Origin of the sequence: Sphingomonas sp. OK281, from assembly GCF_900115295.1 — a bacterium.
GTDB lineage: Bacteria > Pseudomonadota > Alphaproteobacteria > Sphingomonadales > Sphingomonadaceae > Sphingomonas.
The window spans coordinates 15,257-29,382 of record NZ_FOVZ01000005.1 but is presented as its reverse complement, the minus strand read 5'-3'; the positions used below and the strand labels follow the sequence as shown (position 1 = coordinate 29,382).

General features: G+C 60.0%; 14 protein-coding genes and 1 pseudogene. 12 read left to right on the top strand and 3 right to left on the bottom strand.

Going from position 1 to position 14,126, the window contains the following annotated elements:
* Positions 1-7: 7 nt before the first annotated feature.
* On the bottom strand, positions 8-2,944 hold the full coding sequence (gene traA, locus BM244_RS16855; protein WP_093400106.1) for a Ti-type conjugative transfer relaxase TraA: 2,937 nt from the start codon (positions 2,942-2,944) through the stop codon (positions 8-10).
* 171 nt (positions 2,945-3,115) lie between these two features.
* Here traA and BM244_RS16850 point away from each other — a divergent pair, with 171 nt between their 5' ends.
* A complete protein-coding gene (locus tag BM244_RS16850; protein ID WP_093400105.1) occupies positions 3,116-3,442 on the top strand; it encodes a conjugal transfer protein TraD in 327 nt (108 codons plus the stop codon).
* Positions 3,420-3,695 carry a conjugal transfer protein TraD gene (locus tag BM244_RS23385; RefSeq protein ID WP_254784515.1) on the top strand — a complete coding sequence of 92 codons (276 nt, stop codon included), beginning with the start codon at positions 3,420-3,422 and terminating at the stop codon, positions 3,693-3,695. Before BM244_RS16850 ends, BM244_RS23385 begins: the two co-directional genes overlap by 23 nt.
* 5 nt (positions 3,696-3,700) lie before the next feature.
* On the opposite strand, the gene BM244_RS16840 is transcribed toward BM244_RS23385, so the two are convergent.
* Positions 3,701-4,351: a hypothetical protein gene (locus tag BM244_RS16840; protein ID WP_139226959.1), complete on the bottom strand. Its 651-nt coding sequence runs from the start codon at positions 4,349-4,351 to the stop codon at positions 3,701-3,703.
* Between the two features lie 466 nt (positions 4,352-4,817).
* Here BM244_RS16840 and BM244_RS16830 point away from each other — a divergent pair, with 466 nt between their 5' ends.
* Both BM244_RS16830 and BM244_RS23810 read left to right on the top strand, forming a co-directional pair.
* On the top strand, positions 4,818-5,027 hold the full coding sequence (locus BM244_RS16830; RefSeq protein ID WP_093400102.1) for a helix-turn-helix transcriptional regulator: 210 nt from the start codon (positions 4,818-4,820) through the stop codon (positions 5,025-5,027).
* 489 nt (positions 5,028-5,516) lie between these two features.
* A pseudogene (locus BM244_RS23810) lies at positions 5,517-5,738 on the top strand (zincin-like metallopeptidase domain-containing protein); the annotation flags it as partial.
* A gap of 89 nt (positions 5,739-5,827) precedes the next feature.
* Here the strand turns inward: BM244_RS23810 and BM244_RS16820 are convergent.
* Positions 5,828-6,736 (bottom strand): LysR family transcriptional regulator, encoded by a 909-nt coding sequence (locus BM244_RS16820; protein WP_217649143.1) that lies wholly within the window; start codon positions 6,734-6,736, stop codon positions 5,828-5,830.
* 225 nt (positions 6,737-6,961) lie between these two features.
* Here BM244_RS16820 and BM244_RS16815 point away from each other — a divergent pair, with 225 nt between their 5' ends.
* The 8 genes from BM244_RS16815 to BM244_RS16780 all read left to right on the top strand — a co-directional run bounded on the left by BM244_RS16815 (position 6,962) and on the right by BM244_RS16780 (position 14,123).
* The gene (locus BM244_RS16815; protein ID WP_093400101.1) at positions 6,962-7,978 is read left to right on the top strand and encodes an NADP-dependent oxidoreductase; all 1,017 of its coding nucleotides are present in this window, start codon (positions 6,962-6,964) and stop codon (positions 7,976-7,978) included.
* Between the two features lie 31 nt (positions 7,979-8,009).
* Positions 8,010-8,429, top strand: coding sequence for a hypothetical protein (locus BM244_RS16810; RefSeq protein ID WP_093400100.1), 420 nt, complete (start codon positions 8,010-8,012; stop codon positions 8,427-8,429).
* Between the two features lie 53 nt (positions 8,430-8,482).
* Positions 8,483-9,346 (top strand): N-acyl homoserine lactonase family protein, encoded by an 864-nt coding sequence (locus BM244_RS16805; protein WP_093400099.1) that lies wholly within the window; start codon positions 8,483-8,485, stop codon positions 9,344-9,346.
* A 124-nt stretch (positions 9,347-9,470) separates the two neighbouring features.
* Positions 9,471-10,040, top strand: a complete 570-nt coding sequence (locus BM244_RS16800; protein ID WP_093400098.1) for a DsrE family protein — start codon at positions 9,471-9,473, stop codon at positions 10,038-10,040.
* A 72-nt stretch (positions 10,041-10,112) separates the two neighbouring features.
* Positions 10,113-10,919, top strand: a complete 807-nt coding sequence (locus tag BM244_RS16795) for an alpha/beta fold hydrolase (RefSeq protein ID WP_254784514.1) — start codon at positions 10,113-10,115, stop codon at positions 10,917-10,919.
* A complete protein-coding gene (locus BM244_RS16790) occupies positions 10,916-11,839 on the top strand; it encodes a CPBP family intramembrane glutamic endopeptidase (protein ID WP_175518263.1) in 924 nt (307 codons plus the stop codon). Before BM244_RS16795 ends, BM244_RS16790 begins: the two co-directional genes overlap by 4 nt.
* Before the next feature lie 43 nt (positions 11,840-11,882).
* Positions 11,883-13,103: an alpha/beta fold hydrolase gene (locus BM244_RS16785; protein WP_217649142.1), complete on the top strand. Its 1,221-nt coding sequence runs from the start codon at positions 11,883-11,885 to the stop codon at positions 13,101-13,103.
* Positions 13,104-13,220: 117 nt separating this feature from the next.
* Positions 13,221-14,123 carry a fumarylacetoacetate hydrolase family protein gene (locus BM244_RS16780; RefSeq protein ID WP_093400095.1) on the top strand — a complete coding sequence of 301 codons (903 nt, stop codon included), beginning with the start codon at positions 13,221-13,223 and terminating at the stop codon, positions 14,121-14,123.
* Positions 14,124-14,126 lie beyond the last annotated feature (3 nt).

The window sequence follows — 14,126 nt, the reverse complement described above, 5'->3', positions numbered from 1 at the left end:
TCAAGACTTACCGCCCCAGTCCGCGGCGGCGCGAGAGGTCGAAATAGTCCTGGATGCTGTGGGACAAGGAGTCTGTCTCGCGGGCCGGGATGCCCAGCTCTGGCAGCCTCTTGCGGATCAGCGACTCGGCCTGCGCGTCACGCTCCAGGCCTTTGCCGAGTCCGATCATCTGCTGACCGATTGCGCGGGCGCCAACGTCATCGCCCACATGGCGTAGCGCGCGATGCGCCCTGGCGAGCTTCTGCAAGTCGTCGACGAACCGGTCGGCGCGCCGTTCGGGGCTGGCTCTCAGTTCGGCCTCCAGCACCATAGCGCGGATCGCGGTCGCGGTCCGACCTTTCGCCGCTTCGTCAACCAGCCCCGTGTCACGCACGAATGCGGCGCGCAGATCACGCGCCGCCTCGGGACGCACGGCGTTGAGTGCATCGCGCGCCTTGTCGAACGCGATGCGCTGGTGCGGCAGTTCGGTGTAGCCGTCCTTGCGCATTCGCATGATATCCGCGGTCGCCCGCGCATAGCGCTGTACGGCGTTGTTCAGCCCCGTAGGCTCGACAGCCTGCAGGGGTGGTTGTGATGGAAGCGACAACCCGTCGAACATACTGCGCGTCGGCGCTGGCTTTGCGGCCCGCAGGTCGAGACCGGCGAATGGATCACGTGCGCGCGTCGGCGCTGGTTTCGCTATCTCCGTCACCGGCGCGGACAAGCGTATCTCGCGCCGATCGGCAAAGGCTCGGTCAGGCGAAGCCGAACGCTCACGCCCATGGTCCGACGCCATATCCTTCGTCCGTTCGCGCGACAGCGTGCGAACGAGTTTGCCCTGATCGGCGAAGTCGTCACGGCCATAATGGAGGTCGACGCTGTCGCGATGCCGCGACAGCGCGACATAGGCTGCGTGCCGGTCGAGACCCGGCGTTGCCAGCACATGCACGCGGTCGATCGTCACGCCCTGCGACTTGTGCACGGTGGCGGCGTAGCCGTGATCGAGCTGGGCATACTCCTTGATGTCGAACGCGACATGGCGACCATCATCAAGCATCACCGCCATGCGGGCGGTCGTGACGCTCTGCACGGTGCCCAGCGATCCGTTCTTCACGCCGAGACCGCGTTCGTTCTGCAGGAACATGACGCGGTCGCCCGCGGCAAATGCCCGGGCACCACGCTCGGTCTGAATCGTAACGTCCTCGCCCAACTGGTCGGCAAGCCGAAGCCGCTGCCGCGCGGCCCCGTTCAGCGCCTGCACCTCGTCATTGGTGTGGGTAAGGATCATGCGGGATGCGCTCGGTGCGGCGGTGCGGTCGCGGTCCCAGCGCTCGATCAGATCGGCGCGCGCCTGATCGCGTGTCTCGGCGACATGGACATGGCCGTGCTCCTCATAAGCGCGCACTGCTTCGCCCGTCCGGTCGGTTGCCAGTTGGCGTGTAGCCAAGCGTTGCCAGTCCTCACGCTGGCGACGAATGTCGGTGATCTCAACGGAGCCATGACGCTCGGCAACCGACCGGAATGCTGCCCCCGCTTCGATCGCCTGGAGCTGTTCGGGATCGCCAACGAGCACGACCTTGGCACCGCGCTTCTCGGCTTCCGCGATGACGCGTTCCATCTGCCGCGTGCCGACCATTCCAGCCTCATCGATGACGAGCACATCGCGCGATGTGAGGAGTTCGCGGTCCTGCTTCCACTGATGTTCAAGGCTTGCGATCGTGCGCGACGCGATACCCGATCCGCCTTCGAGGTTCTCGGCGGCGATACCCGACAGCGCGGCACCACGGACGGTATAGCCGGCACTCTCCCAGGCGTCGCGCGCAACGCCGAGCATCGCCGACTTGCCGGTACCGGCATAGCCGACGACGACACTGATCCCCTGCCCTTTGGTCACATGATCGAACGCGCTACGCTGTTCGGACGACAGGACCATCCCGCGCATCTCGGCGCGGGTCAGTGCGAGCTTGCGATACTGTTCGTCGACGCCGTGGCGGCGGTCTGCGTCCAGCCGCACGGCGGCATTCACGAGCCGCTGTTCGGTCTCGATCATGTCGCGGCTGGTGAAGCGTTCGTCGCCGCGCCCGTCCTTGCCGAGCGCGACGATATCCGGACTGGCGTGGACCGCTGCCAGCGCGGCGTCGAACTGGTCCTTGCCATCGCTATGGCGGTGAACGAACATCGCCAAATCGCGGCGGGTAAAGGTTGCCTGCGTCCGCGTGATCGCATCGAGCGCGATCCCCGGCTGCGCGATGATCCTGTCGCCGTTCGATCGCGCGATCTCGACATGCTCGTCGAGGCGTTCGCTCTCCAGTCCCTGCCCTGGTCGGCGCGATGCAGCCGGACCGATCTTGTGCTGCGGCTCGAGGTCGATCCCGTGTCGTTCGAACGAGCGATGATCGACGCGCGCATCGATATCCAGTTCGGCCAACCGGCGGTTGACGTGTTCGCCCCAGGACTCGCGCCACCGCTCGAGCAGATCGGTGCGGTTCCAGTCGCGCACCTTCGGTCCGAACCCCTCCTCACCGACGCTACGCGTGGTGAGCATCACATGGGCATGCGGCTTGGGAAGTCCGTCCGCACCGATATCCCAATGCACGTTGAGATCGGCGACCATGCCGCGGTCGACAAACTCGGCCTTCACAAACTCGCGCGCCAGCCGAATGCCTTGCGCCTGATCCAGCTCGCGGGGCAGCGCGAACTCGATCTCGCGGGCGAGCTGCGCGTCCTTGCGCACCTCTATTGCCTCGACCTCGTTCCACAGTCGCTCGCGGTCACGCAGATGCTCCGGCGCGCCGTCCGGCAGCATGACTTCGGAATGGACGACACCGGCCTTGTTCGAAAAGTCGTGGGCGCGGTCGAGCCGCTCATCGCGCAGCCGCGACGCCGAGCGATACGCCGCCGCGGCGAGCGCGCTCGAGCCGTTTGCGCGGGAGATCATCTTTGCCGAGAAGTGGTAGATCGCCATGACGGCGATCCATCTACACTACACAAGCGACGTCGGCACGACGTATAAGCGCGCCCTTCGAAGATTTCATCTATCTCGGGACGACTTCGTCCCACTGCATTTCAGGCTATTTACGCTGATCGACTGCCTCTCTAACTGAACCGTCCTCGATATACCATTGAGGACGGTTCAATGCGTAAACCCCGTGACTATGATTCGGACATGAAGGCGCTACGCGACCGCGCCCAGTTGCTGAAAACCCGCAAGGTGCAGCAGCTCGGCGAGCTGGTGATCGCGACCGGCGCCGACGTCCTGCCGGTCGAACAGCTTGCCGGTGCCCTGCTCGCAGCCGTCGACATGGAGGACGCGGTTACCCTGAAGGAATGGGATGAGCGCGGCGAAGCGTTCTTTCAGTCGAAGACGCGGAGCACTGCGCCCGGCAATCGCGACAACATGCGTGGCGCTTCGCCGGACGGCGGCAGCGCGAAACCGACTGGTGGCGACGCAGGCACGCCGTGACCTGCGCCACTGGCAGATGAAGCGCCGCGAGCGAACGCACGAGCTGATCGAACTGGGCGGCCTGATTGCTAAGGCGGGGCTGGTCGAACTAATCGACGACGATCGCGCCGTACTCTACGGTGCGATGCTCGAGGTTGCCGCCGCTCTGCGCAGCGAGCGCCGCGATCAGGTGCTGGCGCTATGGCGGCGGCGAGGCAAGCGCGCGTTCGCATCTTCGGATAGTGCAACAGTCCCCGATCCAGAAACACGGTGAGGTGCCTACTGCCAGAGCCGTTCGATGTCGGCGAAGATCTTCCGTACGACGCCGTCATGATCCTCGGGGCGGAGGATCTCTTGGTAAGCCAGCCGCATCTTGAGCAGCGCGCCCTCACGGTTGGGTGCCGGAGTGGCGATTACTCGGAAAAGCGCATCGCCTCTCGCCAAAGCAAGATCGTTGCCGCGTTCCTCTAGCTCGAAGACGCGGTGACGGCGCATCAAGCGCCCGCGTACCCGACGGTTCGACAGATGATGCGCGAGCCGTTGCCGAGCAGCAGCATGGTCCGGATTGACTGCACGCAGGGCGAGGATCGCGGCACGATCTCCACCTGCATCGACGATGCAACGCTCGGCCTCCTGAACGGCCGCGTTGACATCTCTGAGGCTGACCGCTGCGGCGTCACCGCGATCGTTGCATCGCAAGGCGGGCAAATCCGCGTCGAACCGGCGATACGCAGGGCGGAGCGTTGTCGAGAGAAATCCCTCGTGGGCGTGATATGCCGTCGCATAGGCGTGGATGGCATCATCCCAAGTGAGCGGCTCGAAGCCGCCCTGGATCGCGCTTGCTATTGGCGCTGTCGCGATCCCACCCAACAAGGCGCGACGCGACACTGTTGCCGCGCGACCGCGCGGCGCTAAAGGGTCCTCAGCCATGTCGTCTCCAACCAGACGGTGTGGTCAGGCTCGGCTGGGAGGTGCAACTTCCGGTCGAGCCGACTTTCTGTTAGCACCTTATATGGCACGGCGAAACATTTTGCTAACAAAAAAGAAGATGGGGCGCCCGCCCACTGGTATCGGTCACCTCGTTGGTGTTCGCCTAGCCCCCGATCAACTCGCCGAGCTTGACCGATGGATCGCGTCGCTGCCCGATCCAAAGCCTTCGCGACCGGAGGCGATCCGTGTGCTGTTGAGGGAGCGACTGAAAGGATCGTAGCGAGGCGGCAGATTAGAATCGGCGTCGCTGCATCTGCGCATAGCGGGCGAATGTCATTCTCGAACGCGCCGCGGCTCCGCCCATTGCCCCTGAACAGGCCCCCCAGAACCCCAGAGAGTTACTCTCTTTCAGCTCAAGACAGCATAGAAGGTCCGTCGAAGTTCACCGCATCTGCAAGAACCTTCGATGTCCGAAAAGCCCGATAGCATCATCCGTATCGCCGAGGTTCGCCGCCGCACCGGCCTGACGTGGTCGACGCTCTATCGCAAGGTCAGCGCCGGCACGTTCCCCGGCAACGTCAGGATCAGCTTGCGCTGCGTCGGATGGCGAGAATTGGACGTCGAAGCCTGGCTGCGCAACAACTTCTTCTATTCCGTCGCTGATAACGCTGGCTGAAGGCAACGGCCATGCGTAACGTCGGCACGTGGGACAAAGCGGTCACTAAAATCGTCGGGCGCGAACGGCGGGATCGGATAGAAGCCGACGCTCGCAGCGCGGGTCTTCAGACGGCAAACCCTTGGATGTGGCCGCCTCAGGGCCTTTGAGGGCAGGTGCGCTCGGGCCTATTTCGCTTTGCCGATCGCTCGGGTTGAACCGTTCACAAGCCCCCGTTTGTTGAACGATCGCCCTGTCTAACTATTTGAGAGCGCGTGGTTTTTTCTGCATCTGAGGGGACGGGAAGCACCTGTCCAGAAAACGTCCGTTTGTTGAACACGTAGAGTGGCTTCGGCCGGGGCCGCCCTCCGATGGCTACTCCTTCTCATAACTCCCTATCGGGAGCGAAAATTTTGAGAATTCGAATTGGGAACGATTTTGGGAAAACCGTACCGAGGCAGGGCCCGCATAGCCGAATGAGCGACCTTCCCGTGCCTAGTTTCTTATCGGGAAGGTACCTCCGCGCTGCTTGGTGCGGATCTCGGCCTTCCCACTTCGCGCCTCGATGACCACGCCGCCTATATCGCCTCGTGGCTGAAGGTGCTGCGCAAGGACAGCCTCGCGATCATGACCGCCGCCGCCAAGGCCGAAGCCGCTGCCGGCTATCTGCTCCGCGCGACGGGGCTGGACGTTTCGACCGAGCCCGAGGACGAGATCCGTCAAGCGGCATGATCGCTCCGGCCGCCTCCCCGACGTCTTCGCATTTCGCTGCGGACCGTGCGATCGTCACGAGACTGCACGCCTTTCCCCGGAGCCGTGCTTTAACGAATCAAATCGCTGATCGCATCGCCCATGAAGTCGGCCACACGTCGAATGCGAGCGTTGCTACGAACGTCTTCGTGCATGACCAACCACACCGGCATCGGCGCGATGATGTCGATATCAACGCGCTCAAGTTCAGGGTAACGATCGGCGAGCATCACCTGCGCAAAGCCAATCCCGGCGCCGGCCAGCAGGAGGTTCCAGCCCACCATCTGATCGTCGCATCGGATAGGGAAGGCCTCGCGAGCGACAGGATACCCCGCCGCTGCATAAAGCTTGAGGATAACCTCACTGCGATCGAAACCAATGACATCGTGCCGCAAAAGGTCTTCCATCATCGCGATCCGGCCGTGGCGGTCAAAGTAGGAGCGAGTCGCAAACAGTCCGACCGGCACGTCCCCCAACTTTCGCGCGATCAACGCGTTTTGGGTTGGATCAACCATCCGTATCGCGATGTCGGCGTCGCGACGGAGTAGGTTCTGGTTCAGGTCGGACGGAACGAGCTCAATCTGAATGCTCGGCTCAGCGACGCGCAGCGAGGCAAGAATGGGCGGTAGCCACATATTAGCCACCATCACCGACGTCGTTATGCGCACCGTTCCCGTTAAATGCTGCGACCGGCCCAACGCCTTCAACGTCAAAGCCTCGGCTGCGTCGCCCATCGCACGGGCGTCGCCGAGAAGTCCCAACGCTGCTTCGGTAGGCTCAAGTCCGCGCGAGGAACGAGAGAAAAGCGACACGCCCAAAATCGTCTCAAGTTCCCGAATGTGGCGGCTGAGGGTTGGTTGTGCAGCATCGACCTGCTGCGCAGCGGCTGACAAAGAACCCGTCTCCGCCACTGCGAGAAACGATCTAAGCAATGACCAATCAAGAGGATTCATGGAGCGCGCACATTGGTCGAAATCCATCTGACGGATGAGAATGCGCCAGATTATGACGTTCGGACCGCCCTATTCAAGGCTTGCATCGGCGTCCGCCATCCAGAAATGAATAGCCACTATAACATTTTATTGCCCTCTCTGTTTCGATGTATTGCGCTTAGATGAGGGTGCGCCCGTCGCGGCCGAAACGACCTGCCGAACAGTTAGCAATTTCTGTCAGAGAATTTTCCCCATGTCCGCAAAGGTAGAGCAATGGCAGAATCAATGAAGGCCGTTCGACAGTTCAAATTTGGCGGTCCAGAAGTCCTTGTTTATGGTGAGGCGCCCAAGCCTGAGTTGAAGGCAGGGGAGATACTGGTCCGGGTTCACGCAGTGGGCCTCAATCCGCCGGACTGGTATTTGCGTGAGGGGTTCGAGGCGCTTCCACCCGAGTGGCGACCAGAAGGAGATTTCCCGATAACGCTGGGCACGGACGTGTCTGGGGTCGTCGACAAGATTGCCGATGATGTCGAGGAGTTCGCGATCGGCGACGAGGTCTACTCGATGGTCCGTTTCCCGGAAGGCATGTTCGGCGACAGCCGGGCGTATGCGGAATTTGTCAGCGTCCCTGCAATACAGGCTGCAAAGAAGCCGTTCGGCATCGATCACGCTCACGCCGGCGCTGTGCCAATGTCGCTGCTGACCGCGTGGCAGTTCCTGATCGCGGAAGGGCATGACGTGCCCAACCCGATCCAGTCGTTTCCCCATGTACCTGTGCCGCTCGAAGGCAAGACCGTCCTCGTCAACGGAGCGGCAGGTGGCGTCGGCCACTTTGCAATGCAGATCGCCAAATGGAAGGGAGCGCGCGTGATCGCGGTAGCGTCCGGCGAGCACGAATCCTTCCTTCGGGACCTGGGTGCCGACGAGTTCATCGACTACACCAAAACGCCGCCCGAGGATTTTGTTCGCGACGTGGATCTTGTCGTGGATACGATCGGCGGACCGACAACAAGTCGCTTTTTGCGCGTTATCAAAGCAGGCGGTGCGCTCTTCCCAATCTTCGGCCTGGGAGCCTCGGGCGGCGAAGAGGCAGGTCAGCGCGACATTACAATCTCAACGACGCAAGTCCGCTCCAGCGGCGCACAGCTCGCGGAAATCGGTCGGCTGCTCGACAACGGCACGATCCGTGTCGCGATCGACAGCAGTTTTCCGCTCGCCGACGCGCGCAAGGCGCACGAGCGGGCTGCGAAAGGGCATATAAGAGGCAAGATCATCCTCACCGTCGCGTGATCGTGTCCTTGAGCAAACCAGGAGTTCCAGGATGCCCACCGAGAAGCTGCTGCAGGGTACCACCGAATGGTTCGAGATGGTTGGGGATCTGCTCGTTGCGGCAGCCTCTCGGGCGCATCTTCCCCGCGACATGAACCTGTCGCTCGTCGAGCGCTACACCGATGGGGCCGAACTGGCCGACGGCTCCAGACAGGGCATCCGGCTCGACATCCGGAACGGTGTGATGACGTTCCGTGTCGGCGTTCGCGAGAACGAGCAAGCGGACATTATTAACAATTTGACCACTGCGGCCGCGCGGACGCTCAACCTGTTGTACAGCGACGATCCAGACTTCGCCAAGGCCCGCGATCAACTCCTGACCACCGGCGAGATGCGAATAAGCGGTGATCTTGCACAATTCGGCGCCTGGTTCGACGCGACGCATGACCCGATCGTTGATCGCACGAAGTAGCCAGCTGCTGCCCCCTGCCGGAATTTATCATAGATAATCTGAAAGATGTAGCGATGAAGCACTTCAAGCTGACGGCGATGGCTCTAGCGATCGGGCTCGCTTTCGGCGGGGTGGTGCCGTCACGCGCACAAACAACCGGTGAAGCGGCATCCCCGCCCGCGATGAAGATTTACACCCTCGATTGCGGTCTGACCGAATTCAAGAATGCTGCCGTCTTTTCGGATACCGGCGAGTATGATGGCAAGCCACTGGCTCTCCCAACTCCCTGCTATCTAATCCAGCACGGCCGTGATTGGATGCTGTGGGACACCGGGCTCGGCGATCAACTTGCCGCCTTGCCGAATGGCGTGGAGAAGTTTGGCGGCCACTTTACGGTCCGACGGACGCTCGTCTCGCAGCTCGCGCAGCTCGGGCTTAAACCGGACGACATTCACTATGTGGGCCTGTCGCACATCCATTTCGATCATGCGGGAAATCTCGGCTTGTTTCCAAATGCCACCTTCATCATCCCCGCGATCGAATTAGCCGCAGCGCGCAGCAAGCCCACGCCGTTCGGTGTAGACACTGCGCAAATCGCACCGCTCGACCAGGCCAACATCATCCCCGCGGATGGCGATTACGACGTCTTCGGGGACGGCTCGGTCGTGACGCTCAAGACACCTGGCCATACACCCGGCCATCATTCTCTGATGGTCAAGCTCCCCAAGGCCGGCGTCGTACTGATCACTGGGGATCTGTATCACACGCGCCTGAACTATCAGAAGGGTTTGGTTCTACGGATCAACGATCGCCCCAACACGATCGCATCTATGGATCGGTTCACCAGGCTTCAGGTAAACACCCATGCTCGTGTGGTGATCCAGCATTCGCCGGAAGATTTCGCCGGGATGCCGATATTTCCAAAGTTCCTTGATTGACCGTTCTTCGCGTTATTTCGAGCAATCAGTGATACTTGTAAGAGAGACGCGAGTAGGCGGGCGCGCGGTGTTAAGCAAGTATCCTGCACTGCACTTATAATGACCTCTCAGCGGAAATACCCCGATGCTCAATAAAAGCAGTTCGCAACCTCACCGCTTGGCCCTATTCTTCTTTCTCTTGCCGTTGATCGTGGTAGCACCAGGGGCTCGCGCGCAACCGAGTGGGTTGCCTGCCGTGCCGTCGGTCGGCGTCATGAAGGATATACCGGACGCCCATGAGAAGCCGGATCCCGCTCTTCAGTACCGAATGGTGTTCGATGTACAGACGATGGCCGACAGCTCAGATGATGTTAGCCCGGCCCTTCAATCGATTGGCGGCCTGCTGAATACGTTCCGCAAATACGGCGTACCTGCGGATCATATTCAGGCGACCGCTGTTTTCCACGGACAATCCATCGTCCTTGTTACGCGAGATGAGACCTATCGACATCGAACGGGCAGCATTCGAAATCCCAACCTGGATTTGCTTAAGGAATTGGCATCCGCGGGCGTCGAACTTGTGGTGTGCGGGCAGTCGGCCCGGGCGCAACATTACCTCAAAGACGACCTGATTCCCTCGGCCCAGCTCAACCTGTCGGCGACGATTACATTCATCAATCTGCAAACTCGGGGGTTCGTAAAGGTAGTAGAGTAAGCGCCTTTACGGCAGGAATAGACTGCCGTTAGATTATTTAGAAAACAACAATCGTGCTGGACGGTCATTTGAATGACGAAATATATGCCCTATTCTTTTGACGGTCTCGCCCCAATCAGTCGGCGATCCGTTAGTGCTTTGGCCGTTTGGGGTGTGGCAAGCATGCTCGCGCCAGCGATCGCTCGCGCTGCACCACTTCGGGCAGCGCGCAACGTCGTGCTCGTCCACGGCCTGTTTGCGGACGGATCGAGCTGGTCGGATGTGATCCCACTTCTTCAAGCCGCGCACCTCAACGTAGTCTCGGTGCAGAATCCCCTTACAACACTGGCCGACGCGGTTGCAGAGACGCGCACGGTGCTGGCCCGTCAAGACGGGCCCACCGTCCTCGTTGGGCATTCCTTTTCGGGGATGATCGTGTCTGAGGCCGGCGTCGATCCCGTAGTGTCGGCGCTGGTCTATGTTTCAGCGCGTGCACCAGATGCGGGCGAGGACTATGCAGCTCTCGCCAAAAGATTTCCTGCGCCGCCCGCCTCGGCCGGAATCGTGTTCGATGGCGATGAAGGGCGGCTGTCCGAAGACGCATTCCTGCGCGATTTCGCCAGCGATTTGCCAACGACCAGAGCTCGAGCGCTCTACGCCGTTCAGCAGCCCTTTCATAAAGCGCTTTTGACAGGCCGAACAACGCAGGCTGCCTGGCGTTCGAAGCCCAGCTTCTACGCAGTATCGACCGAGGATCGAACAATAGATCCCGATCTTGAGCGATACATGGCGAAGCGGATGCGCGCGAGGACGATAGAGATAAAGGCGGGCCATCTGTCTCTGATTTCGCATCCCCGCGAGATTGCAGACTTAATAATGGAGGCATGTGGCCAGCAATGAAGCAGTTCAGTTTGCCAGGCGATAATCGCAGCATAGCCCTATTTCTGATTCTGACGTGTGTCTTAACGACCCCGTTTTGGGCTCTGGCGATCGCAACGGGCGATAGCGCTGGCGGTCGTGGCGCCTATTCTGTCGGCATCATGTGGGGGCCAGGTGCAGCAGCACTTTTTACCTGCTGGTTGCGCCAACGATCTGTCGCGGGACTAGGCTGGAAGTGGGGAGAGAAGCGATGGCAGTTGCTGTCGTATACGTGGCCGTTGGCCGTATGCGTCGTGGTCTACGGGCTGATATGCGTTCTCGGCCTAGGCAGCTTTCCAAACCCGGTGGGCGTATCATCCATTAGGACCTCTCTTGCTTGGCCAAATGCTGGTCAGTGGACCGTTGTGTCGGGCTGGTTTCTACTTCTCGCCACAACGGGAGAAATCAGGGGGATCGCCTCTGCATTGGGCGAAGAACTTGGTTGGCGCGGTTTTCTGGCACCAGTCCTGTGCCGTCGGCTTGGCTTCACGCAAGGCGCGTTGCTAACCGGTGCCATCTGGGCCGTATGGCACTTTCCAATCATTTTTTTCTCGAACTACGACAGCGCTACACCTTGGTGGTTCTCTACACCTTGCTTCGTAATCGAGGTTCTGAGCCTGTCCGTAATCATGGCATGGATCCGCCTGAAGTCAGGAAGTCTTTGGACCGGGGCGATCGCGCATGCCAGCATCAACCTTTTCAACCAAGGCTATTTCGCGCCGCTTACAGCACCACGCGGTCACATCACGGCTTACTTCGTGGATGAGTCTGGCGCGGGCTTGCCGATTGTGCTGCTCGTAACGGCGATCTTCTTCTGGACGAAGCGACGCAAGGTCGCCCTGATCAAAATGCCTCAAGGTACGTCTCAGGAGTCAACAGACGCTCCTCGACATACCGTTTAGGCTTATCGTCTCGCCACGGTGCTCACGATCTCTGGCCAGCAAAGTGCTGGCACAGGCAACATTCAAGGAAGGACCTGACGTGACCGCATTACCATACGGCAACGGAACGCTCCCCGCAGGCATTCGCTCGCGTATGATTCGTGGCGTCAACGGCCTTGATATGCATATCCTTGAGGCCGGGTTCGAGGGCTCTGGCAGACAACTCGCGTTATTGCTGCACGGCTTTCCTGACTTGGCCTATGGCTGGCGACACCTGATGCCCCTTCTAGCCGAGGCCGGCTATCATGTCGTGGCACCCGATCAGCGGGGCTTTGGCCGAACCACCGGTTGGGTAAATGATTACGACGCACCGCTAGGGCCCTTTAGCCTTTTAAATGTGACCCGGGATGCCCTTGGACTTGTTTTCGCGTTGGGGTATAAGCGAACGGCCATTCTAGTTGGGCATGACTTCGGCTCGCCCGTTGCGGCGTATTGTGCGCTAACCCGGCCAGACGTGTTCCCCTCCGTCGTCTTGATGAGCGCGCCGTTCCCCGGCCCGCCTGAATTTCCTTTTGATACAGCGGATAACAGCGCGCCCCCAATACAATTCAGCACCAGTCAGCAGAAGCTGTCTGCAGCGCTTGCTGAACTCGATCCACCACGAGCGATCTACCAACAGTATCTGAGCACGCGCGAAGCGAACTACGATCTGTTACATTCCCCGCATGGGTTGCAGACATTTCTTCGAACGTTTTTTTATGTAAAAAGCGCCGATTGGTCCGGCAACAAACCGCATCCCTTAAAACTGCCGAGCGCCGAAGATTTCGCCCAGCTGCCCAGTTATTATGTTATGCAAAGCGGCAAGACGATGCCTGAGAACGTTGATCCGTTCCAGCCATCTGCCCCTGCGATAGCGGCCTGCCAATGGCTCACCGAGCCTGAACTTGGCGTCTATGCGGAGGAGTATGGGCGAACCGGTTTCCAAGGCGGTTTGCAAACTTACCGTGTCTATACCGATCCTAACCTGAATGCCGAGCTGCGCCTTTTTTCGGGTAAGACGATCGATGTCCCATTGCTCTTTGTTGGCGGCAAGAGCGACTGGGGCCCCTACGTGTCACCGGGCGCGCTCGATCTGATGCAAACAAAAGCGACTACGAAAATGGCCGGTATTCAGTTCGTCGATGGCGCAGGTCACTGGATCCAGCAGGAACAGCCGGCTCGGCTCAGCGCGCTTCTTCTCGCCTTCGCGAGTGATGGGGCTGGCACGGTTCACACGGGCTCATAATTCGAGTGCGCGACTACTGAGATATCGTCGGGCACACGTCGCAGTCATTGCGCCCCTTTCGCTACAAACTTTTTCAGGGGTACCTTCTTCGGTCGCTATGGGTGGAGCGCGAAAGATATGAAGCTGAAATGGGCTAACACCAGGCAGCCGAGAGCTCTCTGTGTCGAAGTACACGGCGCATGGGTGCCTGTTGAAGAGAGCCACCGGATCGAGGAATCCGAGTTAATAGAAATGCTGGAGAACAACTCGCCTGACACACCGGCTTGGGAAGGTGAGCCTCTCGCGCTTCAGCCTAAATCATATCGCGACTTCATGTTGTTCGAACGGCACTTCGTTCAAGCCGGTCGTGGTTATATAAAGCGATATCGGCCCGGTGTCGCCCGGATCGCACGATATTTCGAGGCTGCGACCGGAAAGACCTTCCCGCCGCTTCGTCCTCCACCGTTGTGGTTCAAAGAGCCAATCTACTACATGGGTAATCATCTGGCCTTCGTCGGCAACGGTGCGTCGATCGTGTGGCCCACTTACACAGATGCATTGGACTACGAGCTAGAGCTAGGCTTCTTTCTCAAACGACCTCTGCGCGACGCAACTCCGGAGGCGGGGCTGGCAGCCATCGGTGGCTTTGTAGTCTTCAACGATTTCACTGCTCGCGACGTGCAGCGTCCAGAGATGCAAAGCGGCTTCGGTCCGCAGAAATCTAAAAGCTTTTGCAGCGCAGTATCATCCATCGTGGTATCCGCCGATGAAATCCTCCAAAATATAGACCGGTTGGAAGGCCGCGTCATCATCAATGAACAAGTCGTGGCGCAATGCTCCTCGGACGGAATGCAATTCACTCTCGGACAGGCCATCGCCCATATCTCGCAATCGGAAACACTTTATCCTGGCGAATTCTACGCAACTGGAACTTGGCCCAACGGGTCTGGATTAGAGAATGGGCACTGGTTGCAGCGTGGCGACACTATCCGGCTCGAGATCGACGGAGTGGGCTATATTCAAAACGTGATAAGTAATTGACGC

What these genes read in the sequence shown, in the direction of transcription:
- BM244_RS16795 (WP_254784514.1), top strand. Translation starts at nt 10,113, where the DNA reads ATGACGAAATATATGCCCTATTCTTTTGACGGTCTCGCCCCAATCAGT.
- BM244_RS16800 (WP_093400098.1), top strand. Translation starts at nt 9,471, where the DNA reads ATGCTCAATAAAAGCAGTTCGCAACCTCACCGCTTGGCCCTATTCTTC.
- BM244_RS16805 (WP_093400099.1), top strand. Translation starts at nt 8,483, where the DNA reads ATGAAGCACTTCAAGCTGACGGCGATGGCTCTAGCGATCGGGCTCGCT.
- BM244_RS16830 (WP_093400102.1), top strand. Translation starts at nt 4,818, where the DNA reads ATGTCCGAAAAGCCCGATAGCATCATCCGTATCGCCGAGGTTCGCCGC.
- BM244_RS16780 (WP_093400095.1), top strand. Translation starts at nt 13,221, where the DNA reads ATGAAGCTGAAATGGGCTAACACCAGGCAGCCGAGAGCTCTCTGTGTC.
- BM244_RS16850 (WP_093400105.1), top strand. Translation starts at nt 3,116, where the DNA reads ATGCGTAAACCCCGTGACTATGATTCGGACATGAAGGCGCTACGCGAC.
- BM244_RS16820 (WP_217649143.1), bottom strand. Translation starts at nt 6,736, where the DNA reads ATGGATTTCGACCAATGTGCGCGCTCCATGAATCCTCTTGATTGGTCA.
- BM244_RS16790 (WP_175518263.1), top strand. Translation starts at nt 10,916, where the DNA reads ATGAAGCAGTTCAGTTTGCCAGGCGATAATCGCAGCATAGCCCTATTT.
- BM244_RS16810 (WP_093400100.1), top strand. Translation starts at nt 8,010, where the DNA reads ATGCCCACCGAGAAGCTGCTGCAGGGTACCACCGAATGGTTCGAGATG.
- BM244_RS16815 (WP_093400101.1), top strand. Translation starts at nt 6,962, where the DNA reads ATGGCAGAATCAATGAAGGCCGTTCGACAGTTCAAATTTGGCGGTCCA.
- traA (WP_093400106.1), bottom strand. Translation starts at nt 2,944, where the DNA reads ATGGCGATCTACCACTTCTCGGCAAAGATGATCTCCCGCGCAAACGGC.
- BM244_RS16840 (WP_139226959.1), bottom strand. Translation starts at nt 4,351, where the DNA reads ATGGCTGAGGACCCTTTAGCGCCGCGCGGTCGCGCGGCAACAGTGTCG.